The sequence below is a fragment of the Streptomyces sp. NPDC048255 genome, from assembly GCF_040652415.1.
In the GTDB taxonomy this organism is placed as follows: domain Bacteria; phylum Actinomycetota; class Actinomycetes; order Streptomycetales; family Streptomycetaceae; genus Streptomyces.
Map to the genome: position 1 here is coordinate 93756 of NZ_JBEZMA010000018.1, position 24853 is coordinate 118608.

The following is a 24853-nucleotide window of genomic DNA, read 5'->3' on the forward strand; positions in this document are numbered from 1 at the left end:
GGCGGTCAGGGGAAGGGGTGGGGCGCCGGGTTGAGGTCGCCGGGCTCCAGGTCGCGCTCGCGCAGACCCGCCGCGCGCAGCGCCGTACGCAGCCGCGGCATGCCCAGCGCGCGCTGGCGCGACCACCCGAAGTCGATCGGGAGCAGCCCGGGCACCAGCACGCTCACGGTGTGCAGCCCCAGGGCGCGCTGCTCGGGCAAGGTCTGGTCGACCACCACCACGTCGAAACCCTCGGCGGCGACGGCGGACACGCAGCGCTCCAGGTCGTCGAGCACGTCGTCCGAGGAGTCGGAGCCCCACCCGTCGGGCCACCGCAGCGCGTCGACCGGCCCCGGGGCCGCACGCACCGCCCCGGCCGGGGGCCGCAGCAGGAAGTCCGCGTGGCGGCCCATCTCCGGGACCCCGTACACCAGCGGATGGTCGTGCAGCGCGGTGACCAGGTCGAAGTCCTCGGCCATCGCACGCAGCCGGGCCTCGTCCCGCTCGGTGCGGCCCGGGAGGTTGACGGCGTCCGTCGCGATCTCGCACAGGGCCGAGTCCAGCGCCGACTCCGGGTCGAGGCCGGCGCCCGCACCGAAGCACATCCGGCCCGGGCCGCCGTCGAACCGCTCGGCGACGGCGGTGACCACCGGGATCGGGAAGGTGATCCGCGTGTCGAAGAAGCGGGCGCGGTAGCCGTACAGGGCGAGCCGGTCCACCATCGCCCGGGTCGAGGCCCGGGAGCTGGTGGCCGGATCGATCTCGGGCAACGGCTGCTGCCCGTACCAGGTCAGCAGGAAGGCGTCCCGTTCGACGACCTCCATCAGCCCGAAGTACGCTGCCTCGGCCAGACTCCCGCCCGAGGCACAGCCGTTGGAGCTCTCCTGCACGAACCGGTTCTCCAGCCCCGGCGCGTGGTAGTAGGTGAGGACCTCGGGAACCAGCCGCGGCGTCCGGTCGCGCAGCGACCAGCCCCATACCCACGGGATCTCCCGGCCGGGGTCGAAGGGCCGCACCCGCGGGTTGTCCCGGTAGAACTCCGCGCTGTACAGGCCGACTTCGCGCGGATCGACGGCGTCCTTGCCGAACCGCTCCAGCGATCCCGTGACGCTGGTGGTCCGGGCCCGGGCCCGCATGCCGGCGTACCGCTCCAGTCCCTCCAGCACGCCCACGCGCGCACTGTGGTCGAAGGAGTTGGTGTGGCCGCCCCAGAACGTCTCGCGCAGGTACTCGCCCGCACGCATCGAGAAGCACCCGATGGTCGCGGAGGTGGACGTGGAGGAGACGTCCTGGACGACCGACGGCCCCAGCGCTCCGGCCAGCGGATTGGCGTAGGCCGCGATCTCGATGCCGTACGACCCGATGGGCCGGGTGCGGAACACCCCCGGCCGGTACTTGGGCGAGGGCAGCAGTTCGAGCGGCCCGGCGGTGTCCGCGTACGGGGCTCCGCACCGCGGGCACTCCGGGTCGGGCACCAGCGGATACCGCCGGACGGTGCCACCGCGCAGGTCGAGCAGCCGCACCTCGGGGTACGGCCCGGCCGCCGCGGGCCGGGCGTGGACCGCGGCGACGAGTGCGGCCAGGGCGTCGGCGGCGAAGGCGTGGGCGTACGGCCAGTCGCCCGCGGCCCGGGTGGGCCCGCCGAGCTCCAGCGCGTCCCGCAGCGCGACGGACCGTACGGCCTGCCAGCGCCGCCGAAGGCAGTGCGCGCACCCCGGATCCCCGGCGGTGACGACCGGACCGACCACGGCCTGGTGGCCGTACAGGTGCACCGGCACGCCCGGCTCCGCCTCCTCCCCGGCCTCCCCGGCCCCGCCCGGCTCGGCGAAGGCGTCGCCCAGGCCGAGGACGGACAGGGCCACGCCCGGTCCTCCGACGGCGGCCAGCGAGTCCTCCAGCAGGGCGGCGAACCGCTCGGCCGCCCCGGCCCCGAGCCCGTCCGCGCGGGCCACCGTGACCCGGCTACGCGTCATCGCCCGGCTCCCCGACGGCCGAGGTGAGGAGCACCCGGACGGTGTGGAAGCCGGCCGAGGCGAGGTCGGGGGAGCCCGTCGGGACCACATAGGCCTCGCGGCCCGCCGAGGCCAGGCGGGCCAGCACCTCGGCCCAGCCGGGAGCGGGTCCGTCCGCGAGCGGTGCGCCCGCGCCGGACACCGTCAGCGCGCGGGCGTCCAGGTCCCGCAGCAGCGGGTCCCCGGTGTCCGCCGGGCCGGCGCCCGCCTCGTCCTGCTCGTACTGCACCGCACCGAGCAGCTCCCGCAGGGCCGCCACCGCCGCCGCCCGCCGGTCCAGCTCGCTGCCGACCGCCCAGCGCTCCCCGGACCGGGCGAGCAGCACCTGAACGCCGCTGCGCGCGCCCTCGCCGAGGTCCAGCAGCTCGACCGGCACGCCCAGCCGGTCCGCCGAGCGCACGAGGAAGAGGAGTTCGGGATCGGCTCCCGCCGCGGTGCTGACGGCGGGCGAGGGCAGCGGCACCGGGGCCGCCGCCGCGCCCCGTACGGTCCGCGTCAGCGCGTCGTGCGCGAGCGCCGAGAGCAGCCCCGCGGCGGCGGCGTCCGCCGGGGCCGGACCCGCGCCCGCTCCCGCCCGGGTGCGCTCGAAGAGCCCGTCGGCGTTGTGCGGACCGAAGGGGCGCACGGCGCCCGCCGGGACCAGCACGGGCTCCTTCGTCAGGAGCGAGACGGCCTGCTGGTGGACGGCGGCCTCGCCCGGCAGCCCGGAGGCCGTGGTCAGCGCACCCGCTGCCCCCCGCTCCCCGGCTCCGGTGACGAGCGCGCCGGCCGGCACCACGTGCTCGGCGTACACGAGCGCCGCCGCGTCCAGGGCGCGCATCCGGGCCCCGGCGACGTGGTGGACGTCGGAGGCGACGACGGAGCGCGCGCCCGAGTGTCCGATGCCCAGCTCGACCACACCCAGCTTGAGGGGGATCTGCGTCAGCGGCTCGTCCGCGAACCGGGTGAACACCCCGGCGTACGGGCGCACCAGCGCGGACCGGCGGTTCAACTCCTCGACCAGGGCGTCCGCTTCACGTGCCGTCTCCAGCGTCGGCAGCCCGGGCGTGCCCGACGTGCCCGCCGCCGCGAGGTCCACCGGCGCGGGCTCGGTCCCGCCGTCCGCGCAGAACGGGCAGCGGGGGTGCGGGAGCAGCGGCTCGGCGGTGACGTCGAGCGACTCCATGTCCTGCACGATCAGCCGGCCGGCCGTCTCGGCGGGCAGCGCGCCCGAGGTGGCGCGGAACACCTCGTAGCCGAGCAGGTTGCCGATCATCGCGGCCAGCGGCCGGCCCGGCACCGGGCCGGCGCTCCCGGGGCCGACGCCCAGGGCCAGCGCGCTCCACAGGTCGGCGGCCGCGCCCGCGCCGCCCTGCGCACCCGTACCCGTGCCCGCCCCGGCTCCGCCGCGGTCCGTGCCGAGCCGCAGCGCCGCACAGGCCCAGCAGCCCGCCCCGCCGTGCGTCATCAGCGGGCCGATCACGGCGTCGGACCCGTAGGACCAGGCCGGGAGCAGGGTGCGGCCCTCGGGTATCCCGGCGCGCAGCAGGGGCAGCACCACCGCGGGGGCGCCGCGTCCGCCGGTCACCACGACGGTGCTGTAGTCGGCGAGTTCGGCCCATCCCAGGCCCGCCGCCCCGGCCGCCAGGGTGCGGATCTCCACCGGTGCCCCGTCGGCCACCGCCTCCGCGACGTCGGCGTCGAGGGCGGTGCGGTCCAGTCCCGCCAGGACGCCGATGACCGCGCAGCCGTTGCGCACCAGGCTCGCGGCGCACCAGCGCGCCACGGCGTCGTCGCCGAGTACGGCGACCCGGGAGGACCGGAAGCGCTGGAAGCGGGCCTCGGCGTCGTCCGCGTAGTGGTCGACGTAGGCGATCTGGGGGGCGAACCGGCGGGCCACGTCGGGCGGGAGCGCCGTGCCCGGCTCGGCCTGCGCCGGGGCGGCGGCGCGGGCGAAGTCCCGTTCGTAGAGCGTTCTGACGAGTTCGCCGACCATCGCCCGCTGCGCGTCGCCCAGTCCCCGGCAGAGCTGCTCGACCGTGTGCTCGCCGGTCAGGTGCGGGACGATCAGGGTGGCGAAACGATACGCCGCCTTGGCGGTGAGGCGGAACCCGCCGTCGGAGTTGTGGAAGAGCACGCCGTCGGGCGTCTCGGTGAAGAGCACGTCCCGGCGGATCCGGGGCCGGGTCGTCGCGACGGACGTGTAGCTGGCTTGGGACATGGGACACCCCTGGGTGCGGTCTGGGCGGGATGGAGCGGGAGAGGTGTGGTGCGGGTTACCGGCGCGGTGCGGCGGCTGCCGCGGTCTCGAGGCGTCCGCCGGAGAACCAACGCGCGTAGATGCGAAGGAAATCGTGCATGCGGTAAGGCGTCGTGGGCGGCCCGTCCTCCAACAGCCCCGCGTCCACGAGCTGTTCGAGGACGCCGGCGCCGCCCGCCTCCGTGAGCGGGGCCAGCGGGTCGAGCGCGCCCAGCCGGAGGAACGCGGCCCGGGACTCCGGGCCGAGCGCGTCCAGGGCCTGCCCGAAGACCTCGGGTACGGAGAGCCGCGGATCCTCGGCGAGGGCCAGCCGGGCGGGCGGCTCCTGCGCCAGCCAGGCCGCGCAGTCGGCGACGGACAGCCCCGGCCGGGTGAGCAGCCGGCCCGCCGCGATGCGCAGCGCCAGCGGGAAGTGTCCGCAGACGCGGGCGAGCCGGGCCGCGGCCGGCGCCTCGGCCCCGATCCGTTCCTCGCCGACGAGCCCGGCGAGCAGCCCGTAGGCCTCGGCGGGTCCCAGTACGTCCAGCCGGTGCACCGTGCCGCCGTGGGTGGCGACGACGGCGGCGAGCCCGCGCCTGCTGGTCACCAGCACGGACGCGTCCCCCGTGGCGGGGAGCAGTGCGAGCACCTGACCGGCGCCGGCCGCGTCGTCGAGGATCACCAGCCGCCGCCCGGCACCGGGCCCGGGCAGCTGTCGCAGGGCCTCCTCGGTGCTCACGGCCGCGCCGTCGGGGCGGGCCAGGGCGACGCTGAACACGCCGCCGGGAAAGGCCCCTTGGACCTCGTACGCGCACTGGTGCGCCAGCGCCGACTTGCCGATGCCGGGCGCGCCGGAGACGACGGTCAGCCGAGGCCCGCCGGTGGCGGCGAGCCGCGCGGCCAGCGCCGTACGGTCGGACTCGCGCCCCGCGAACCCGGGTACGGGGAGCAGCCGCGCTCCGTGCGGAGGCGGCCCGGAGGGCAGTCCGTAGGGCAGTGCGGGCGGCTCGTGCGCGGTGGGCAGCGCCGGGGCGGCCGGGGCCTGGGCGGTGGCGGCCCGGCCGGTCAGGGCCAGGGCGCGCGCGGGCGGCGACCCCAGGTCCTCGGCCCGCAGGATCGCCAGCTCCAGGCGGCGCAGGCCGGCGCCCGGGTCGACGCCGAGCTCGTCGCGCAGCCGTTCGCGGACGGTCCGGTATTCGGCCAGGGCCTCCGCCTGCCGTCCGGTGCGGTAGAGGGCCTCGATGAGCTGCTCGGTGAAGCGTTCGCGCACGGGATGCCGACGGGCGCTCTCGTACAGGTCGACCAGGACCTGATGGCAGTTCCCGGCGGCGAGTTCGAGATCGCAGACCCGCTCCAGCACGCGCAGACGCTCTTGTTCGAGGACCGGTACCGCGTCGCGCTGGAGCATCCGCGAGGCCACGTTGGCCAGCGGAGTGCCGTGCCACAGCGACAGTGCCTCCCTGAGCCGGTACAGCTCCTCCGGCCGTTCCGAGGCGAGGGCCCCGGCTTCCTTCGCCCGGGTGACCAGGGAGCGGAACAGGACGAGGTCGAGGGTCGAGGTGTCGTTGTGCATGCGGTATCCGCCCGGCACGGCCTCAATGGTGGTCGCGGATATGCCGTACTTCGCGAATAACCGGCGCAGGCGGAGAACGCATGTCTGTAGTGCGGCGCGGGCGGTGGCGGGCGGCTCCTCGTCCCACACGGCGCGCAGCAGATAGTCGGTCGACACCACCCCACCGGGGTGAAGGAGAAGCGCGGCGAGAAGGCTGGTCGGCTTGGATGGTTTCAGAACTACGGTTTCGGGGCCGTGTGCAATGCTCAAGGGCCCCAAAAGCTGGAACCGCATGACTGGTCCCCCGTGTCGGGTCACGTATTTCGCGATGCAGCATGGCGGGGGCGCTGGTCGGTCGAGGTGTTATCCAGACGTACTCCAGAAAAACTTCTGAAATAGTCCAGACCAAACCTATGGCCGTACTCCGCCCCTCGTTGGGCGATGATGGGAACCATACATAACGGATCTTGTGAAAGTCGAGTCGCGGAGTGTCCTGATTTCGTCACCCCGTCAATAATGTTCAGGGCTAAACGAATTGCGGGTGCGGGCGCCATCCAAGCATGGAGCGATGATCGATTTAAGGTCTATATCCCGCCACTGCCATGGCCGGATCCCCGTGTGTGCGGCGGATGTTCGGCCCGGCGGGGCCGGACCGGCCGGATCCGTCGATCGGGTGAGGCATCGATTCCGCCGGAATGCATTGCGGCCCAAGGGAGTTCGTACCGGAGCCATACCCGACCCGTAGGCACATGGGAGAGCTCATGAAGATCGGCATCATCGGCGCGGGCAACATCGGCGGCAACCTCACCCGCCGCCTCACGGCCCTCGGGCACGAAGTGTCCGTGGCCAACTCGCGCGGACCGCAGACCCTGTCCGCCCTCGCCGAGGAGACGGGCGCGACCCCCGTCACCGTCGGGGAGGCGGCGCGCGGCGCCGAGATCGTCGTGGTCACCGTCCCCCTGAAGAACGTGCCGGACCTGCCGCCGGGGCTCTTCGGCGAAGCTGCCGAGGGCTTCGCCCTCATCGACACCTGCAACTACTACCCGCAGCAGCGCGACGGCAGGATCGCCGGCATCGAGGACGAGGGCCTGACCGAGAGCCGCTGGACCGAACGGCAGCTCGGCCACCCGGTGGTCAAGGCCTTCAACGGCACCTTCGCCCAGGACATCCTCGAACGGCACCGCCCGGCCGGCGCTCCCGACCGGATGGCCCTGCCCGTCGCGGGCGACGACGAGGCGGCCAAGAAGGCCGTCCGCGCCCTCATCGACGAACTCGGCTTCGACACCGTGGACTCCGGCGGTCTCGACGATTCCTGGCGCCAGCAGCCCGGCACCCCCGTCTACGGACTCCGCGAGGGCGTCGAGGCCGTCACCCGGGCCCTCGCCGAGGCCTCCCCGGTCCGCACGGAGGCCTTCCAGGGCTGACGGCCGCGCACCGGCGCACCCGCACCGGCGCACGCGCGCGGCGCCGCCTGGTGGAGCGGCCTCGCGGGGCGCACCCGCGGCGCCGTCTCGCGGGGCGGGCGGCGCCGGGCCGGACCGCGCGGACGCGCACCCGGCCCCCGGGTTGCGCCTACCGCCGCTCCAGCAGGCCCCGTACGAAGGCCGCCTGGCCGGCGTGCTGGAGATCGTCGCCCAGGACGCTGACCAGGCGGACCCCGAGCGTCACCGGCGGGTCCCAGCTCTCGTCGACCACGCGGTCCAGGTCGGCCGCGGCGAGCCCCCGGACGAAGCGCAGCGTCTCCTCGTGGACGGCGTCGAAGTACTCCAGCAGCAGCTCGCCGGAGTCGACCCGGACCGCGCCGGCCTGGCGTGCGGTGTGCGCGTACCCGGTGGAACCGGCGGGCAGCGACAGGGCGAACCGGGCCTCGAACTCCTGGGCCTGCCAGACCTGTTCCTGTCCCGCCGCGTCCGCCACGTGGTCGTCCTGGATCCGGGTCAGGTGCCAGACCAGCCAGGTGACGGAGTTCGCCGCCGGGTCGATGCGCGCGTTGAGTTCCTCTTCCGAGAGCCCTTCGACGACCTCGTGCACGATCTCGTGGATGCGTCCGAACCCGTCGGCGATGACGTCCGTAGCCTTCATGCCACCACCATGCAAGGCGTGGCGCTCCGCCGGCCGCGAGCGACACGCGGCGGGCGGAGCGCGATCCGCGGGTCAGCCGGCGGAGACGGCCTTCCCGGCCAGGGCGGCCGTGTCGGCCGTGTCGGTACGCGCCGTCTCCCCGGACACCGCGGGCTCTCCGGATGCGGCGGCCACGGTCCCGGGGCCGCCCCGCAGGCCGAGCCAGCTGATCACCGCGACCAGTGCGAAGGCGACGGCGCCGATCGCGAAGGTGAGGGTGAAGCCGGATTCGGCCGGCAGCGGGGGCACTCCCGCCGGCAGGTGCTCGATGGTCGTGGACGCCAGGATCGTGGTGACGATCGCGCTGCCGATGGCGCTGCCCGTGGAGCGCGAGATCGAGTTGATGCCGTTGGCGATGCCGCTCTGGTGGTGCGGGACGCTGGCCATGATCACTGCGGGCATGGCGGCGTAACCGAAGCTGACGGCCGCGCCGACGACGAGTCCGGCGCCGATCACCGAGGCGCTGTGGCCGTGGTCCAGGGCCAGCCAGCCGAAGCCGACCGCGCCGAGGCCGGCGGCCAGCGCGAGGGCCACGCGCGGTCCCCGGTGGCGTACGAGCTGCCCGCCGACGGGCGAGGCCAGCAGCGAGACGATCGCGCCGGGCAGCAGGAACTGGACGGAGGCCCGCAGGATGGAGGCGTCGAAGCCGTAGCCGGTGAGCGCCTGGGGCATCTGGACGAGGTACGAGACGCCCAGGAAGTTGGCGAACATCCCGAAGCCGACCAGGATGCCGGCCAGGTTGGCCATGAGCACCGGACGGTGGACGAACATGCGCATGTCGACGAGCGGCTCGCGGACCTTGAGCTCGGTCATCACCCAGACGGCGGTCATGACGGCGGCGCCGGCGAAACTGCCCAGCGTACGGCCGGAGGCCCAGCCCCACTCGTGGCCCTGGGAGATCGGCAGCAGGAGCAGCAGGAGGGCGATGCCGAGGGTCAGCGCGCCGAGGAAGTCGGTGCGCCCGCCCGTCTTGTGCCGGGTCGCGGGCACCAGGGCCAGGACCGCCAGCAGCGCGAGCACCGCGAAGCCGGTCGCCATCCAGAAGGCGTTGCGGTAGTCCGCGTCGGGCCCGGAGGTGAGCAGGCCGGTGGCGACGAGCGCCAGGCCGCTGCCGAAGGCGAGGGTGCCGCTGACCAGCGCCATGGCGCCGGGCAGCTTCTCGGGGCGTACCTCCTCGCGCAGCACGGACAGGGCCAGCGGGAAGATCGCGGTGGCGGCCCCCTGGAGCACCCGGCCCAGGATCAGCAGCGGCAGCGAGGACGCCAGCGCGGCGATGACGGAACCCGCGACCATGACGCCGAGGACGGCCACCAAGGTCGGCTTCTTGCCGTGCTGGTCGCCGAAGCGGCCGAGGAGCGGGGTGAAGACGGCCGCCGACAGCAGCGTGGCGGTGGTCACCCAGCTCACGTCGGCGGTCGAGGTGCCCAGGTCGTCGCGGATCAGGCCCAGGATGGGGACCGGCAGGGTCTGCATCATCGACACGACCATGGCGGCGAGGCTCAGGGCGAAGACGATGACCGTCTCGTTCCTGTACCCGGGGGCCGGAGGGGCGGCGGGGGAGGGGGTGCTCATGGCGAGGAGGACCTTCTTCGTGCTTCAGAACTTCAGAACTTCAGAACGCGGATGTTTGACGTCATCAAGTAACTCCGTCGACGGTAGACGTGGATAGTTAAGGTGGTCAAGTAAACAATTGATAATGTCAATCATCTTGAGTACGCTCCAGCCATGAGCGACACCGCCCAGCGCACCCCCGCCAAGCTCCAGCTGCTGGAGCTGCTCGCCGCCATCGGCACCGCCCAGTGGCGCGATTTCGCGGCCGCCGCAGCCCACCACGGACTCACCTCCACGCAGGCCCGGGTCCTCGCCCAGCTCGACGGCCCCCTGCCGATGCGCGGACTGGCCGCCCTGCTGGTGTGCGACGCGTCCAACGTCACCGGGATCGTCGACCGGCTGGAGGCCCGCGACCTGGTCCGCCGTGAGCCGGACCCCGCCGACCGCCGCGTCAAGAACGTCGTCGCGACGGACGCCGGCCGCGAGGTCATCCGCCGCGTACGGGAGGAGATGCAAGCCACCCACGGCGCCCTCGACACCCTCGACGAGACCGAGAGCGCCACGCTCTACGCCCTGCTGGAGCGCCTGCGCCCCACGATGGAGAAGGACGCCTGACGGGCATGGCCGGTGACAGCGGGCTCAGCATCCTGCGGGCGGCGGACCGCCGCGCGGACGCCTGGAAGAACGGCGGCGGGGTCACCCGGGAGATCGCGGCCTGGCCCGAGGACGCGGGGACGGGCGATTTCGCCTGGCGGGTGAGCCTCGCCGACGTGGCCGCCGACGGCCCCTTCTCGGCCTTCCCCGAGGTCGACCGCACCCTGACCCTGGTCGAGGGCGCGGGCATGGACCTGACGGTGGCCGGTGCGCACCGCCGGGTGGCCGAGCGCTACGCGCCGCAGGACTTCGCCGGCGACGAGCCGACCGACTGCCTGCTCCTCGACGGTCCGGTCCGGAACTTCAACGTGATGTACCGCCGGGGGACGGTGCGGGCGCGGACCGCCGTCGTACGGGGCCGGCTCGCCCTCGCGACCGCTCCGGACGAGACGCTGCTGCTGGTCGCCCTGGCGGGCCCGGCCGTCCTCGAACCGTCCCGGGGCCCGGCCGTCCCGCTGGGCCAGTACGACGCCGTGCTGGCGACGGGCCCCCTCACCGGCCTCATCAGCACCTCCGGACACGTGGCCGTGGTGTCGTTCGGCCAGGCCCCGTCCTAGACGGTGCGCGATGTCACCGGCTCAGGCGAACGCCGGAGGGACGTCGTAGGCTCCGCAGGTGACCGTCAGCGACCGGCCCCTTCGCAGCGTTGCCACCACTGGTACCCCCGACCACCAGGTGGTGTTGCACGGCACTGACTGGGCGGCACTCGACACCGCCTTCGGAACGGGTGAGGGCTTGCCGGCCGCCCTGGCCGGTCTCCTCGACCCTGACCCCGCCGTGCAGGCCGACGCCCTCGGCGCGCTCGGCTCGGTACGCCACCAGAACAGCTTCTACGAGGGCACCGTGCCGGTGGCGCTGTTCGTCGCGGCGGTCCTCAGCCACCCTGCCACCGACACCACCGGGCCCGGCCGCACCGGTGACGGGACGCGCACCCGCCCGACGCGAGCCCTGATCCTGGAGTGGCTCGCGGACCTCGCCCGAGACGGCGACGACGAGTCCGCGCGCATCGACGGCAACGAGGAGATGGGCGCCTTCCGGGACCTCCGCCCCGTGTTCTACGGCGCCGTCGCCCCGTTCCTCGGTCACGGCGAAGCAGCGGTAGGCGACGCCGCCCTCATCGCCGCTCTCTCCCTGACTGAGCACCCCGAGCTGGCCGGACACCGGCACGAGCTGGTCCGGCACACCCGCCGCCTGCTGGCCACCAGTACGGACCGTCTCCACCGCAACGCGGCTCTCGCCGCCCTGAGGGCCTGGGGTCAGGACACCAGCGGCCTGGAAACCGCCGACGACATCACGGCCCGCAACAGATACGCCGCCTGGCGCGCCGCCGCCTCGAACGGCGAGAGCCGGTACTGCGACGAGCCGCCCTTCTAGGATCGTCCGAGCGTCCGGACGCTCGGACCCTCGGACGGCCGGCCGGTCAGCGGGCGCCCAGCTTCACCCACTTCGCCTTACTGGGGACCCCCTTCGCGTCGAGGAGGAACAGCATGTAGTAGCCGGGCGGGGCGTCGGCCGCGCTCGGCGGTGTGCGCAGCCCGATGGTGTCGCCGTCGGTCCCGGTGAAGCGGAGCTCCAGATGGCGCTGGCTGGTGTTCACGGAGTGCGTGACGGTCGTCGGCGCCAGCAGCACGGCCCGCTTGACGGCCTTCGGGGTCGAGCTCCGGACCTGGAAGGGCGTGTCGTACCCGAGTTCGCCCGCGGGCGCCCGGTCGAGCGCGGGCCTGCTGCCCCGGTGCAGGTAGGCGGGCTCGTACAGCTCGATGCTGCCGTCCATGCCGTCCCGGATGTCGGGGTCGTTGGCGATCTGCTGGAGCTCGTCGCCGGTGACCATCATCCGGCCGTCGGGCATGATCAGGGCGTTGGAGTGGTAGCCGCGGGGCAGCCGTTGGGCCGGCCCGAGCTTCCAGCGGCCCCGCGCGTCGCGCAGCTCGATCTGCCGGTACTTGGGGTCGGCCTTCGGGTTGAACGGCCCGTTCCCGTAGTCCCGGGTGTCCAGGGCGCCGTTGACGGTGAGCAGCGTCCCGTCCGGCAGGATCAGGGTGTCGTCCTGGGTGCGGCCGAAGGCCCTCGGCTCCTCGGTGGTCCAGCGTCCGCCGGACAGCCGGTACGTGTGCGGGTCGCGCGGGTCGCCGCCGAGCACCAGGACGGAGTCGGGGCCGCGGAACCCGGCGGGCAGCGGCACGGCCGAGCCGTAGCCGCGGAAGTCGGCCGGGCGCCGGGGCAGGTCGGTGCGCACGTCCTTGACCGGATCGAAGGCCCACTGCTGGTCGGCGTCCCGGCCGAGCCCGTAGATCAGGCCGTCCCGCATCGAGAAGAGGTGCGGATAGTCGTTGCGGAAGGGGGCCTGCGACCGCAGCCGCTGCGAGGGGACGTCCAGGGGGATGTCGTACGGCCGCCAGGGCACGGGGTGTCCGAGGGCCGGGAAGCGCTCCACCACCGGGGTGGGCGTGCCCGTGCCCCGCTCGGACTGGCCGGACATGATGATCTGCCGGCCGTCCGGGCCGGTCACGGCCGAGGGGTACCAACGGCCCACGGCCATGTCGCGGTTGCGGTACCAGGTCTCCGTCCACGGGTCGAACACGAAGGACAGCTTGGCGCCGCTGCCGCCCTTCCCCCCGACGTTGCCGCCGAAGACGGCCACCATCCCGTTGGGGAGGTAGGCGTGCCCGGCGCAGAAGAACGGCGCCGGGCGCGGGGCATGGGTGCCGTCGGGCATCAGCACGACCGGGGGCGCGACCTTCTTGAAGGCCCGGGCCCCGGTCCCGCGGGCCGGGTCCCAGAGGTAGGCGCGGCCCGCGTTCGTCCGTCCGACCGTGTTCGTGGGGCCGGTCTCCTTGGTGGGGTCGGCCTCCACGCGTTCGAAGGAGAAGAGCAGGACCTTGCCCGTCACCAGCTGGGCGACGTGGACGCCGAAGTCGGGCGAGGGGAAGAACTCTGTGAAGCGTCCGAACTCCGCCGCGCCGAACCGGGCGTTGGCCTGCCGCTGGGAGTCCCGCAGCGAGGTCAGGCTCGCGGTCCTGGTCTGCTGGGGATAGCCCTCGGTGTTCTTGACGGCCAGCCGGAGCCGGGCGTGTGCCCGTGCGTGCTCCGTACCCAGTACGGCGGCCTCGTCGGACCTCACCACGGCCGCCGCGGCGGCGGCGCCGTCGTGGCCGTGGCCGTTGCCGTGGGCGGAGACCGGAGCGGCCCACGCCGTGGTCACGGCCAGGGCGGAGATGATCACACATGCCGACAAAGTGGCGGACCGTTGCACGCGGGACATGGAACTCCTCAGGTTCGGACCCCGCCGATACTAGGAGAAATCGGGCGTATTGCCCGTGTGGCTCGACCGGTTCCGCCGTCAGGCCGACCCGCGGCGCACCAAGGACGTCGCGGTCACCACCGAACCGGGCGCCTCGCCGCCGCCGTCGGACCGGGCCGCGTCCAGGGTGCCCAGCAGCAGTCGGACCATCAGCCGGCCCATGCCCTCGATGTCCTGGCGTACGGTCGTCAGTGGGGGATCGGCGCTCTGCGCCACCTGCTCGGCGTCGTCGAAGCCGACCAGCGCCACGTCCCCGGGCACCGTGCGGCCGCGCTCCCGCAGTATCCGCAGCGCACCCGTGGCCATCAGGTCGTTCGCGGCGAACACCGCGTCGATCGGGCCTCCCCGGTCCAGCAGCTCGGCCATCGCGCGGGCCCCGCCCGCCACCGTGAAGTCCCCCTCGGCGACCAGCGCGGGGTCGGCGTCCGGCAGCACGTCCCGGTAGCCGCTCAGCCGGTCGGCCGCCGAGGTCTGGTCCAGCGGGCCGGCGATGTGCGCGATCCGCTGCCGGCCCCCGTCCAGCAGGTACCGTACGGCCTCGCGCGCACCCCCGCGGTTGTCGGCGTCCACGTAGGTCACCTCGCTGTGGTCCCCGGGCCCGGCGGTCCAGCCCGGGCGGCCGCCGTAGACCGTGGGCATGCCGATGCGCCGGGCGATCGCGGGCAGCGGGTCGTCGGTGTGCAGCGAGAACGCGAGCGCCCCGTCGACGTGGCCGCCCGCCAGGTAACGCTCGATCCGGTCGTAGTCGCCGCGGTCCTCCACCAGCAGCAGGACCAACTGGGTGTCGTGCGCAGTCAGCTCCTTGCTGATGCCGCGCACCTGGCGGGAGAAGAAGGGATCGGAGAAGATCCGGATCTCCGGCTCGGCGATGATCACCGCGACGGCTCCGGTGCGCCGGGTGACCAGGGTGCGGGCCGCGGGGTTGGGTACGTAGCCGAGGTCCCGGACCGCCTCGCGCACCCGGTCCACCAGGTGCGTGCGGACGCCGTCGCCGCCGTTGACCACGCGGGACGCGGTGGCCCGGGACACCCCGGCGCGCGCCGCCACCGCCTCCAGGGTGGGGCGGTCCCCAGGGCGCTGTCCGGGCACGGGTTCTCCTCATGCGGGTCCACGGGCGGGCGCCTCGCCGCACAGCAGGGTAACCGCTGCGGCCGGGAAGGCGGAGAGCGCTCCGTTGACCCGTATCCGGCCCGGACCGTGCTCGGCTCCGACCGGGGACGGATACCAACTCAAGTGCCTTCCTGCCTGGTTCAGGGCCATGGGTCGGCTGTGCAGCGACGTGCACGGGGGACTCGGGGCGCGGAAGGAGGGCTGATAAGTTCTACATTCGTACGAACCATGCGCACCCGGCCGGGCTGCGGTGATCAGGGGGGACGACTGCCATGGCCGACACCGACACGGACGCCGCTCCAGGAGCGCGGACGGAGTCCCGGAGTACCCGCAAGGTACGCCGGAAGGCGCGCAACCGCAGACGCCTGGGCGCGGGCATCGCCGTGATCGCCCTGGGCGGGGCCGCCGCGGCCGCGTACGCATTCACCCTGGGTGGCTCCTCGGGTACCGCCCAGCGCGACGCGAAGCTCGCCGCCCCGGGCGGTGCGGCCGACGAAGCCGCCGCCGCGAAGGACGGGAAGGACGCGGAGGAGCCCTGGGACGGCAAGGTCAAGGTGCTGGGAGACGGCTCCACCTCCTACACCGGGCCGCAGCCGGGACAGCTGAAGCCCGAGCGGCTGAAGCCCGGCGAGAAGCCGCCGCAGTTCGTGGTGTTCTCCTGGGACGGCGCGCTGGAAGGCGAGGACCACCTCTTCTCGCACTTCCGTCAGGTGGCCCGGGAGAGCAAGGCCCACATGACCTTCTTCCTCACGGGCATCTACCTGCTGCCGGAGAACAAGAAGACGCTCTACCGTCCGCCGCAGCACGGTCAGGGCGCGGCCGCCATCTCGTACCCGACCGTTCCTCACGTGAAGTCCACGCTCGGGCAGCTGCGCGGCGCCTGGACCGACGGCAACGAAATCGGTTCGCACTTCAACGGGCACTTCTGCGGGCCCAAGGGCGGCGGGGACTGGAGCCCCGACGAATGGAAGAGCGAGATAGACCAGACGTACTCCTTCATCAAGAACTGGAAGACCAACACCGGTTTCACGAAGGAGGCGCCCCTGCCTTTCGACCCGGACCGGGAAGTGGTCGGCGGCCGCGCGCCCTGCCTGGAGGGCCAGAAGAACCTCCTGACCGCGATCAAGCCGTACGGCTGGCGTTATGACGCGAGTTCCTCGGGAGAGTTCCAGCTGTGGCCGTCCAAGCAGGACGACATATGGAATTTCCCCCTCCAGCTGCTGCCTCTGCACGGCAAAGAGGTGCAGGTCCTCTCCATGGACTTCAACTTCCTTTACAACCAGTCGGGCGACAGCACCCAGGGCGACCCGGCGAAGTTCGCCGCGTGGCAGACGCAGACCCGGATGTCGTACCTGAACGGCTTCAACCGTGTGTACAACGGCAGCCGGGCGCCCATGTTCATCGGCAACCACTTCGAGGACTGGAACGGCGGCATCTACATGAAGGCCGTCGAGGACGTGATGAGGGACGTCTGCCCGCGCCAGGACGTCCGCTGCGTGTCGTTCAGGGAGCTGGCGGACTGGCTCGACGTACAGGACCCGAAGGTCCTGGCCCAACTCCGCCTGCTCGACCCGGCGCAGGCGCCGGACTGGACCGCGCTGATCAAGTAGCCGGGCCGGCCGGCGCGCCGGGGCGTCGCAGCCCCCGCGCGCCGCCCCCCCGCCGACATACCCCCCGGGGGGGGGGCCCCCCCCCCCCCCCCCCCCCCCCCCCGGGGGGGGGCGGGGGGGGGGGGGCCCCCCCCCCCCCGCAGCGGCAGCGGGACCAGGTCGGTCAGCGACATCCGGTAGACCACCACCGCCGTGGACTCCTGCCCGGTGCTGGCCACGAACCAGCCGGCCGTGTTCGCCGCGGTCGTCCCGGTCTTGCCCGCCGTGCCCGGGTGCGCCTTGCCCAGCGCCTTCGCCGACCCTTCGGTGACGGTGGCCCGCAGGGCGTCGGTCACCGCGCGGGCGGCCTCGGCCGTCACGGCCCGGGTCGGCTTCGGCGCGTCGAGCGGCAGCGCGGCGCCGTTGCGGGTGACCGAGAGCACCGAGTAGGGGTCGGTGTGCATGCCGTCCGCGGCGAAGGTCTCGTAGGCGCCGGCCATGCGGATCGCGCTGGGGGTCGAGTTCTCCCCGAGCGCGAACGTGGGAATCCGCGGCCCGAGGCTCGATCGGAGCAGTCCCGAGCGCTCGGCGAACGTCCCCACCCGGTCGAGCCCGACATCGAGGCCGAGCTGCAGCATGGGGGTGTTGACGGAGTTGGCGACGGCCTGGCGCAAGGTCACCTGACCCCAGCTGCGGCCACCGTCGTTCTGCCCCTTCACCACCTTGCCGCTGCGGTCCCAGTACGGGCCGTCGGGAGTCTGCACGGTCACCTGGTCATTGCCGTCGTACGTGGTGGCAGGGGAGACGGGCGTACGGTCCTTGCCGCGCGTGCGCAGCACCCCTTCGTCGAGCGCGGCGGCATAGACGAACGGGGTGAACGCGGTGCCGGCCGGGATCGTCGTCGCGTTCGACTCGTTGAAGCCCTGCTTCAGGAAGTCGGGACCTCCGTACACGGCCAGCAGCCGCCCGTCGGGGGCGACGCTCGCCGCGCCGATCTTCGCGTGCTTGTCGGTGTCGGGACGCCGCTCGGCGTCGAAGTCCTTCTGCGCCTGCTGGACGGCGGCGGTCAGGGCCGTCATGCGGGCCCGGTCGAAGGTCGTGTAGATCTGGTAGCCGCCGAGGTCGAACTCGGAGTCCGTGATGCCGCCGGCTTTGACCGCGTAGGCCTTGGCCAGTTCGACCAGGTAGCCGGTCTGCGCGCCGGGGGCGCCGCCGAGGGACGTGCCCGAGGGCTCGGGGAACTGCGTGTAGGTGTCGCGCTCGGCGCGCGAGAGCTGGCCGGTCTCGACCATGCGGTCCAGGATCCAGGACCAGCGTTCGACGGCCCGCTCGTGGTTCTCCTTGCTGAGGGCGGGGTCGTAGAGCCCGGCGCCCTTGAGGAGGGAGGCCAGGAAGGCGCCCTCGCTGGCATCGAGCTGTGAGACGTCCTTGCCGTAGTACGCCTGGGACGCGCGCTGGATGCCGTAGGTGCCGCGCCCGAACCAGCTGGTGTTGAGGTAGTCCTGGAGGATCTCCTTCTTGCCCCGCTGGTTGTCCAGCTTGATGGCGAGCAGGAGCTCGGTGAACTTCCGGGAGAGGGTGCGGTCCTGGTTCAGATAGGCGTTCTTCACGTACTGCTGCGTGATGGTGGACCCGCCCTGGGTCTCGCCGCCCGTCGCCGCGGCACTCAGGGCGCGCAGGACACCCGAAGGTGAGACTCCGGGATCCGAGTAGAAGCCCGCGTTCTCGGCCGCGAGCACTGCTCCCTGGACCTTGGCGGGCACCTTGTCCAGCGGCATCTCCTGCCGGCTGACCCAGCCCGTCCGGGCCATCGTCGAGCCGTCGGCCCAGTAATAGACGTTGTCCTGTTGTGTGGCGAACGAGTTGAGGTCGTCCGGAATGTCCGTGGTCGCGTACGCGTACGTGACCACGCCCGTCAGGCCTATGAACGCGTACAGGCAGACGCCGAGCCACTGGCGCCACGAGGGTATCCACCGGCGCCAGCCGCTGCGCCCCGGCCGGGGGAAGGCGGGCCGCAGGCGCCGCAGTTGCGTACGCGCCGCGGCGGCGGCCGGTGCGAGGGCGCCGAGCCGGCCGGCCCCCGCCCGCGGACGGCGGCGCGCCCCGGACTTCCCGCGGCGTCCGGACCGTGCTCCGCCGCTGCTCTCCGGGGCCGCCCGCCTGCCCCGAGATCGTCCTCTTGCGGCTGTATCCTTCCTGCCCACTCCGAATGCCCCCCTGTGCTGTGCTTTCCCGCCCACCCTAAAGGCACTCGCTGTGCGGCCCGCCAGGTGGTGGCCCGCATCCCGCCGCGCGCTCCGGGGGCGGTCCCGGCGGCCATGCGGAGGCGGGCCGCCCGGCGTGCGGGGCGATTCCCGCCGGTCGGCCGCAGCGGAAGCGGAACGAGACGAGGGGGTCGCCCAGTTGTGCGAAGATTTCCGTCCCCCGGTTCGTGTGGACCGGGTGACAAGGGGAAACACAGTGATACCTAAGAGGTTCAGGCCCGCCGCCATCGCGGCCCTGACCGTGGCCCTGGTGTCCGGCAGCATGCTCGCCTACTCCGCGAGTGCGGGATCCGGGCCCGCAGCGGCCGACCGTGCCACCACCGACACCTTCGCCCGCATGGCCGACGACGTGCTCTCCCAGCGCACCCAGGCGCTGGTCGAGGACCAGGCAGGGAAGCAGGGCTCCGGCCAGGGCGCCACGAAGACCCGCATGTCGGCCCAGCTGAAGAAGGACGAGGACGCAGGGCTCCAGTCGCTGCGGACCCGCAAGGCGCGGCTGGCGGAACTCGGCGAGGCGTACACGGGCGCCGACACCCGCGTCGTCGTGGACCGTGCCACGGTCACCGGCGGGAAGGCGACCGTCCAGGTCACCGAGCAGACCACGCTCACCTACAAGAAGCTGCGCGGGGACGAGCCGGAGACCACCGACATCGGGACCCGCTACGAGCTGACCCTCACCAGCAAGCGGGGCGGTGGCTGGGAGCTGGTGTCGATCAAGTCGCAGGACAGCGGCCCCGTCGCGGTCAACGAGCCCGTGCCGGCCAAGGTGAACACCGTCAAGGACGACGGCAAGCAGTACCCGGACGGCACGCCCGCTTCCACCAAGTACCCCGCCGCGCCGAAGCCCAAGGCGAAGACCGGCGGTGCCTATGACTACGCCGCCATGGCGAAGTACGCGGAGAAGCACTGGAAGAACTACAACCCGGCGTACCGCAAGTTCAACGGAGCCGGGGGCGACTGCACCAACTTCATCAGCCAGGCGCTGAAGGCGGGCGGCTGGAAGAACGTCCCGGGCTCCACGTCGGACTACCGGAACTGGTGGTACGACGGCACTCGTCAGTCCGACTCCTGGGTCGGCACGAACGAGTGGGCGTGGTTCACGCTGTCCAACCAGCGGGCCGCCAACCTGGCCAACGTCTACCAGACGGACGTCGGTGACATCGTCCAGGTGGACTTCAACAAGGACGGGTCCAAGGACCACTCCATGATGGTGACGTACCGCAGCAGCGCCGGAATGCCGTATCTCACCTACCACTCCACCAACACGTACCGCAAGTCGCTCGCGAGCATCATCGCGTCCTACCCGGACGCGACCTACTTCGCGTACCGCACCTGACGGGTGGTCTTGGGCTTCTCCTGCCGCGGAACCCCCGCGGCAGGAGAGGCCGGCTCTTCGGGCTTTGTCAGGTTCATTGACAGAAGGTGAAGACGGTCCGAGTCTGAGAGCGCTCTCAACCGTCAAGGCCTGCATCCCCGCCCCGCCGTCCCCCCGCTTCGCCCCACAGTGCGCGGGCGCGCCGCACCTCCCATCGGCAGGCTCCCCCCCCACAAGGAGGAAGATCGTGTTCCGCTTATCGAAAGTGCTCGCATCCGGGGTCTCCGCGCTGGTCGTCGCCGCCGGCCTGGTGGTTCTCGGTCCGTCGGCATCCGCAGAGGCCGTACCGGAGACCATCCCGCTCACGATCAAGAACAGCTCGGGACGCAGTGAGCCGGTCTACGTCTACAACTTGGGCACGCTGCTCACGACGGGCCAGCAGGGCTGGGCCGACGCCAACGGCACGTTCCACCCTTGGCCCGTCGGCGGCAATCCCCCCACCCCCGCCCCCGACGCAGCGATCGCGGGTCCGGCCAACGGGCAGACCAAGACGATCCGGATGCCCAAGTTCTCCGGACGCGTCTACTTCTCCATCGGCCAGAAGATCGTCTTCAAGCTCAGCACCGGCGGCCTCGTGCAGCCTGCCGTGCAGAACCCCTCCGACCCCAACCGCAACATCCTGTTCAACTGGTCGGAGTACACGCTCAACGATGCCGGCCTGTGGATCAACAGCACCCAGGTCGACATGTTCTCGGCTCCGTACGCGGTGGGCGTGAAGGCGGCCGACGGCACCGTCAGGAACACCGGTCGGCTCAAGCCGGGCGGCTACAACGCCGTCTTCGGCCAGCTGCGTTCGGCCGGCTGGGGCGGATTGATCCAGAATCGCCCCGACGGCACACCGCTGCGAGCGCTCTCGCCCGGTCACGGCATCGAGGCGGGCGGCATCTCGGCCGGCGTCATGAACGACTACGTCAACCGGGTCTGGAACAAGTACAGCTCCTCCACGCTCACCGTGACGCCGTTCGTGAACCAGCCGAACACCAAGTACTACGGCCGCGTCTCGGGCAACGTCATGAACTTCACCAACGGCTCAGGAGCGGTGGTCACCAGCTTCCAGAAGCCGGACTCGGACAGCATCTTCGGCTGCTACAAGCTCCTGGACGCCCCCAACGACCTCGTCCGCGGCCCGATCTCCCGCACCCTGTGCGCGGGCTTCAACCGCTCGACGCTCCTGACCAACCCCGACCAACCCGATGCGAACGGCGGCAACTTCTACCGTGACGCCGTCACCAACCACTACTCTCGGATCATCCACGGACAGATGGCCGACGGTAAGGCGTACGGCTTCGCCTTCGACGACGTGGGCGCCCACGAGTCGCTGGTGCACGACGGCAACCCTCAACAGGCCTTCATGACGCTGGAACCCTTCAACTAGGCCCTGTCCGGCCGGTCACGGACCGTTCGCCGGGATCGAGCGGCCGGTTTGCGGGCACGGTGTCCTTCGCCACCAGCGTGTCGCCGGACCAGCAGAGCCGGTAGAGGTCGACCTCGTCCAACAGGTCGCGGCCGGAACGGTAGAACTCGCACGTGGCGCCGGGTGGCCGGGGTGCGGAACGGGCGTGGTCGGGCGGGTAGGGGTAGGCGCGGGCCGGCAGCAGAGGGACGAGTTCGGCGCGCTCCCGGCCCGTGGTCAGCTCGTCGAACCGGGAGGGCGGCAGCACGCTCGTCGTCAGCTGCCAGGCCAGGTAGACGGCGGCGGGCACGAAGAAGGCGGCCGCGACGACAGGCGCCGCGAAGGCTGCGGCGGACCGGCGGCGGGCGGCGCTCCGAACGGAGGCGAGCCGCTCGGCGGACTCCGATGTGACGGTGTCCGTGTCCGTGTCCGGGGCCGGGTGGAGGGCGGTCCCGGACGGCGACGCGGACCCGGTGTGCTGCCCTCGGGGCCCGGCCGGCGCTCCGGGGGGCGTCCCGGGTCCCGGGGCCGGTGCCCCGGGGCGGGCCGTGGCCTGGTTCGGGAGGACGGCGGTGACGCGGAACCCGCCTTCGTACGTCCCGGTCCGCAAGGAGCCGCCGAGGACCGTCACCCGCTCTCGAAGCCCTGTCAGCCCCCGGCGGCCGAAGCCGGCGGCCGGGCCTTCGGCCGCGCGCGCCGGTCCGCCGGCCGGCGGGGCGGTGTTCACGACGCTCACCCGGGTACGGTCGGCCTCGTGTGTGATCCGCACCCGGATCGCACCGTCCGGCGCGTGCTTCACGGCGTTGGTGAGGGCCTCCTGCACCACCCGGTACATCCCGCGTTCGACCAGGGGCGACAGCGTGGGCACCGCCCCGCGCCGCTCCCAGCGCACCGGTACCCCGGAGGCGACCGCCCGCCCGAGGAGGTCCTCCACGGTGTCGTTGACGGGCAGGCCCGCACCCGTTTCCGTTCCGGGCGGGTCGTGCAGGACGGCGATGGTCTCCTGGAGTTGCTCCACGGCGTCCGCGATCGTCCCGCGCAGCTCGGCGAGGTCGGTGCGGTCGCGGTCGGTGAGGTCCGGGGAGAGTTCCAGGGCCCCGGCGCGCAGGGCGACCAGGCTCAGGGCGTGGCCGAGGGAGTCGTGCATGTCGGCCGCGATGTCCGCGCGTTCGGTCAGCCGCGCCCGCTCCGCGACCAGGTGCTGCCGCTCCTCCAGGCTCCGGGCCAGCCGCCAGCCCTCCCGCACGAGTTCGCGTCGGCCACGCCAGTGCCGTCCGGCCAGCCACGGCAGCAGGAGGGCGGCGGGCAGCACGGTCAGCGCGTAGAACCACCACACGGCCTGCGTCCGCAGCACCGCGCACGTCGCGAGATCGGCCACGAGGCACCCGGCGAGCACCAGGGACGGGCGCCGTGCCGCGGCGACCCGGGCGCCCAGCAGACAGCTCAGCGCGGCCAGCGACAGGACGTGGGCGTTGGCGGGGGTCGCGGAGTCGGCCAGGCCCAGCATGCACAGCCCGTTGACGAGGACGACCGCGGCCCCCGGTCGGCGGCGGGACAGAGGCACGGCCACCGCCAGGACGGCCAGCGGGAGCAGCAGGTCCAGGACCAGCGAGGCCGCGCCCGCTTCCCGGAACCCGTAGCCGGTGGCGGCGGCGAGCACGCCCCACAGGGCCAGGCCGCCGAGCACGGACCTGGCCGGGGGTATGCGCGTGTGCAGCATGACGCGTCGACCGTCCTTCCGATGGATGTCCTCACCTGCCCGGGTCGATTCTGTGGGACGGGCCCGGACGCCGGACGAGGGGGTGGGCACGGTGAGGGCGCCCGGGCCGGTTCCGACGCGGGGTCAGGCGTCCCGGCGGCGCAGCACGTACAGGCCGATCAGGTGCGCGGTCGCGGCCCACGCCGCCACGATCAGGACCGACGTCACCGGCGAGTACGGGGACTCGGCGCCGATGCGCATGAACTGGTCTCCGGATCCGTGCGGCAGATGGTCGTTGACGTCCGCGAGCGTCGGGCCTCCGAGCCCCAGCAGCACGCTCGGCAGCGCCCACAGGAGTGTGACGAGGATCGAGAGCGCGCCGGCCGGGTGGCGCGTGGCGAACGCCACCCCGACGGTCAGCACGGCGACCAACGCCTGGTAGAGACCGACCGCGAGGACCTGCCGGAGGCTCGGGCCTGCCTCGAAGGAGGCCCGTCCGTCGAACGCCACCCAGGCCACCGCCGTGCCCACGACGGCGAACGCGGTGCCGGCGACGAACGCGACCACGGCCGCCACCAGCGCCTTCGCCGCCTGGACCCGATGGCGCCGGGGCACCCACAGCAGGGAAGCCCGCACGCTCCCCGTCGAGTACTCGGAGGTCACCGCGACCGTGGCCAGGACGACGACGGCGAACTGGACGAGGACGGCGGAGGAGGCCGCAGCGTTCCCGACGGGCTGGACCGGATGTCCGTTGATGCGGGAGATCGAGGCGTAGTAGTAGGTGAAGATGCCGCTGATCGCGAGGCCCGCCAGCAGGCAGATGGAGGAGGCCCGGACGGACCACAGTTTGGTCCATTCGGAGGCGATCGCCCCGGCGAAGCCACCGGGTGCGCCCCGGCCCGGGGTGTCGGGCACGGCCCGGGGCGGGTCCGTCCGCCCGGCGGGTGTCGTCGTCGTGGTCACTGTCGTCCCCCTTCGTTCGGCGCCGCGGCCGCGGCGGTCGTGTCCGCGCTGCTGCCGCCCGTCGTGTACTCGACGCTGCGCGCGGTCAGGTCCATGTACGCCTGCTCCAGCGAGACCCGTACGTCGCTCAGCTGGTGCAAGCGGATCCGGCACCGATGCGCGAGGTCGCCGATCTCGGCGGCGGTGCGGCCCTCGACGGTGAGTTCGCCGGACGCGGACGTCTCGACTCCCACCCCGTCAGCCGTCATGAGGTGACGGACCAGCGTCGCCCGCTCCCCGGGGTCGGGCACCACGGCGCGCGCCGACGCGGGAGAGGCGGCAGCGAGGAACTCCGACATGGAGGTGTCGCTCAGCAGCCGGCCCCGTCCGATGACGACGAGATGATCGGCCGTCAGCTGCATCTCGCTCATCAGATGGCTGGAGAGGAACACGGTGCGTCCTTCCGCCGCCCGGTCACGGACGAGCCGGCGGATCCACCGCACGCCTTCCGGGTCGAGGCCGTTGACCGGCTCGTCCAGGACGAGCACCGGCGGATCGCCGAGCAGGGCGCCCGCCACCCCGAGTCGCCCGCTCATGCCGAGCGAGTACGTGCCCGCCGGCCGGCGGGCCGCCTTGGTCAGGCCCACCATCTCCAGCACCTCGTCCACGCGGCGTACCGGGATGCCGTTGGCCCGGGCCTGGGCGACGAGGTGCGCGCGGCCGGAACGGGCCGGGTGGACGGCCCGGGCGTCCAGCATCGCGCCGACCGCGCACAGCGGCCGTCGCAGGTCCGCGTAGGGCCGGCCGGCGATCAGGGCCCGGCCGCGGGTGGGGTGGTCGAGGCCCAGGATCATGCGCATCGTGGTGGACTTCCCGGCCCCGTTGGGGCCGAGGAAGCCGGTCACGCGGCCGGCCTGGACATCGAGTGTCAGCTCGTCCACGGCGAGGGTGTCGCCATAGCGTTTGGTGAGTCCTCGGAGGGTGATCACGGAGTTCCTTCGTGTCGGTCGCGGACCGCGGAATACAGCACGCGGAAGTCGTCGGTGGAGCACACCGGCCGACGCGAGGCGGCCCCGGCCTCGGGGCGGCCGCC

The 24853-nt window shown here is 72.9% G+C and carries 17 protein-coding genes and 1 pseudogene; 7 read left to right on the plus strand and 11 right to left on the minus strand.

What is annotated here, in order from left to right; genetic code table 11:
• Nucleotides 1-5: 5 nt before the first annotated feature.
• From AB0D94_RS17165 to AB0D94_RS17175, 3 genes are read right to left on the minus strand one after another with little or no spacing between them, the layout of a single operon-like run.
• Nucleotides 6-1952, minus strand: a complete 1947-nt coding sequence (locus AB0D94_RS17165; RefSeq protein WP_362052046.1) for a TOMM precursor leader peptide-binding protein — start codon at nucleotides 1950-1952, stop codon at nucleotides 6-8.
• Nucleotides 1942-4191, minus strand: a complete 2250-nt coding sequence (locus AB0D94_RS17170) for a TOMM precursor leader peptide-binding protein (protein WP_362052048.1) — start codon at nucleotides 4189-4191, stop codon at nucleotides 1942-1944. Before AB0D94_RS17170 ends, AB0D94_RS17165 begins: the two co-directional genes overlap by 11 nt.
• 55 nt (nucleotides 4192-4246) lie before the next feature.
• Nucleotides 4247-5938 carry an AfsR/SARP family transcriptional regulator gene (locus AB0D94_RS17175; RefSeq protein WP_362052050.1) on the minus strand — a complete coding sequence of 564 codons (1692 nt, stop codon included), beginning with the start codon at nucleotides 5936-5938 and terminating at the stop codon, nucleotides 4247-4249.
• 584 nt (nucleotides 5939-6522) lie between these two features.
• Between AB0D94_RS17175 and AB0D94_RS17180 the strand changes: the two genes are divergently transcribed.
• Nucleotides 6523-7185: an NAD(P)-binding domain-containing protein gene (locus AB0D94_RS17180; protein WP_362052052.1), complete on the plus strand. Its 663-nt coding sequence runs from the start codon at nucleotides 6523-6525 to the stop codon at nucleotides 7183-7185.
• Nucleotides 7186-7333: 148 nt separating this feature from the next.
• Here AB0D94_RS17180 and AB0D94_RS17185 read toward each other — a convergent pair whose 3' ends face one another.
• A complete protein-coding gene (locus tag AB0D94_RS17185) occupies nucleotides 7334-7843 on the minus strand; it encodes a DUF664 domain-containing protein (RefSeq protein WP_362052054.1) in 510 nt (169 codons plus the stop codon).
• Nucleotides 7844-7915: 72 nt separating this feature from the next.
• The gene (locus AB0D94_RS17190) at nucleotides 7916-9454 is read right to left on the minus strand and encodes an MFS transporter (protein WP_362052056.1); all 1539 of its coding nucleotides are present in this window, start codon (nucleotides 9452-9454) and stop codon (nucleotides 7916-7918) included.
• Between the two features lie 153 nt (nucleotides 9455-9607).
• Between AB0D94_RS17190 and AB0D94_RS17195 the strand changes: the two genes are divergently transcribed.
• Genes AB0D94_RS17195 through AB0D94_RS17205 form a run of 3 tightly spaced genes read left to right on the plus strand, consistent with a single transcriptional unit; the run spans nucleotide 9608 to nucleotide 11461 of the window.
• Nucleotides 9608-10048 (plus strand): MarR family transcriptional regulator, encoded by a 441-nt coding sequence (locus AB0D94_RS17195; protein ID WP_362052058.1) that lies wholly within the window; start codon nucleotides 9608-9610, stop codon nucleotides 10046-10048.
• A 5-nt stretch (nucleotides 10049-10053) separates the two neighbouring features.
• Nucleotides 10054-10644, plus strand: coding sequence for a HutD family protein (locus tag AB0D94_RS17200; protein WP_362052060.1), 591 nt, complete (start codon nucleotides 10054-10056; stop codon nucleotides 10642-10644).
• Between the two features lie 58 nt (nucleotides 10645-10702).
• Complete coding sequence (locus AB0D94_RS17205) at nucleotides 10703-11461, plus strand: hypothetical protein (RefSeq protein WP_362052062.1); 759 nt, start codon at nucleotides 10703-10705, stop codon at nucleotides 11459-11461.
• A 46-nt stretch (nucleotides 11462-11507) separates the two neighbouring features.
• Here AB0D94_RS17205 and AB0D94_RS17210 read toward each other — a convergent pair whose 3' ends face one another.
• A complete protein-coding gene (locus tag AB0D94_RS17210; RefSeq protein WP_362052064.1) occupies nucleotides 11508-13310 on the minus strand; it encodes a galactose oxidase-like domain-containing protein in 1803 nt (600 codons plus the stop codon).
• A gap of 117 nt (nucleotides 13311-13427) precedes the next feature.
• Nucleotides 13428-14477, minus strand: a complete 1050-nt coding sequence (locus AB0D94_RS17215) for a LacI family DNA-binding transcriptional regulator (RefSeq protein WP_362052066.1) — start codon at nucleotides 14475-14477, stop codon at nucleotides 13428-13430.
• 293 nt (nucleotides 14478-14770) lie between these two features.
• Here AB0D94_RS17215 and AB0D94_RS17220 point away from each other — a divergent pair, with 293 nt between their 5' ends.
• Nucleotides 14771-16108, plus strand: coding sequence for a hypothetical protein (locus AB0D94_RS17220; protein ID WP_362052068.1), 1338 nt, complete (start codon nucleotides 14771-14773; stop codon nucleotides 16106-16108).
• Between the two features lie 134 nt (nucleotides 16109-16242).
• On the opposite strand, the pseudogene AB0D94_RS17225 reads toward AB0D94_RS17220, so the two are convergent.
• Nucleotides 16243-18327: pseudogene (locus AB0D94_RS17225) on the minus strand (transglycosylase domain-containing protein); the annotation flags it as partial.
• A 220-nt stretch (nucleotides 18328-18547) separates the two neighbouring features.
• On the opposite strand from AB0D94_RS17225, the gene AB0D94_RS17230 reads away from it, so the two are divergent.
• Together AB0D94_RS17230 and AB0D94_RS17235 are read left to right on the plus strand one after the other, a co-directional pair.
• Complete coding sequence (locus AB0D94_RS17230) at nucleotides 18548-19687, plus strand: amidase domain-containing protein (protein ID WP_362052070.1); 1140 nt, start codon at nucleotides 18548-18550, stop codon at nucleotides 19685-19687.
• Between the two features lie 226 nt (nucleotides 19688-19913).
• Nucleotides 19914-21101 (plus strand): glycoside hydrolase family 64 protein, encoded by a 1188-nt coding sequence (locus AB0D94_RS17235; RefSeq protein ID WP_362052072.1) that lies wholly within the window; start codon nucleotides 19914-19916, stop codon nucleotides 21099-21101.
• Here the strand turns inward: AB0D94_RS17235 and AB0D94_RS17240 are convergent.
• The 3 genes from AB0D94_RS17240 to AB0D94_RS17250 all read right to left on the minus strand — a co-directional run bounded on the left by AB0D94_RS17240 (nucleotide 21094) and on the right by AB0D94_RS17250 (nucleotide 24749).
• Nucleotides 21094-22839 carry a histidine kinase gene (locus AB0D94_RS17240; protein ID WP_362052074.1) on the minus strand — a complete coding sequence of 582 codons (1746 nt, stop codon included), beginning with the start codon at nucleotides 22837-22839 and terminating at the stop codon, nucleotides 21094-21096. The genes AB0D94_RS17235 and AB0D94_RS17240 overlap by 8 nt on opposite strands.
• 123 nt (nucleotides 22840-22962) lie before the next feature.
• Nucleotides 22963-23781, minus strand: coding sequence for an ABC transporter permease (locus AB0D94_RS17245; protein WP_362052076.1), 819 nt, complete (start codon nucleotides 23779-23781; stop codon nucleotides 22963-22965).
• Complete coding sequence (locus AB0D94_RS17250) at nucleotides 23778-24749, minus strand: ATP-binding cassette domain-containing protein (protein WP_362052078.1); 972 nt, start codon at nucleotides 24747-24749, stop codon at nucleotides 23778-23780. Before AB0D94_RS17250 ends, AB0D94_RS17245 begins: the two co-directional genes overlap by 4 nt.
• Nucleotides 24750-24853: the final 104 nt, after the last annotated feature.

Excerpts from the sequence above, each read along its gene's own strand:
- AB0D94_RS17165 (WP_362052046.1), bottom strand. The coding sequence starts at position 1,952 with ATGACGCGTAGCCGGGTCACGGTGGCCCGCGCGGACGGGCTCGGGGCC.
- AB0D94_RS17170 (WP_362052048.1), bottom strand. The coding sequence starts at position 4,191 with ATGTCCCAAGCCAGCTACACGTCCGTCGCGACGACCCGGCCCCGGATC.
- AB0D94_RS17180 (WP_362052052.1), top strand. The coding sequence starts at position 6,523 with ATGAAGATCGGCATCATCGGCGCGGGCAACATCGGCGGCAACCTCACC.
- AB0D94_RS17185 (WP_362052054.1), bottom strand. The coding sequence starts at position 7,843 with ATGAAGGCTACGGACGTCATCGCCGACGGGTTCGGACGCATCCACGAG.
- AB0D94_RS17190 (WP_362052056.1), bottom strand. The coding sequence starts at position 9,454 with ATGAGCACCCCCTCCCCCGCCGCCCCTCCGGCCCCCGGGTACAGGAAC.
- AB0D94_RS17195 (WP_362052058.1), top strand. The coding sequence starts at position 9,608 with ATGAGCGACACCGCCCAGCGCACCCCCGCCAAGCTCCAGCTGCTGGAG.
- AB0D94_RS17200 (WP_362052060.1), top strand. The coding sequence starts at position 10,054 with ATGGCCGGTGACAGCGGGCTCAGCATCCTGCGGGCGGCGGACCGCCGC.
- AB0D94_RS17220 (WP_362052068.1), top strand. The coding sequence starts at position 14,771 with ATGGCCGACACCGACACGGACGCCGCTCCAGGAGCGCGGACGGAGTCC.
- AB0D94_RS17240 (WP_362052074.1), bottom strand. The coding sequence starts at position 22,839 with ATGCTGCACACGCGCATACCCCCGGCCAGGTCCGTGCTCGGCGGCCTG.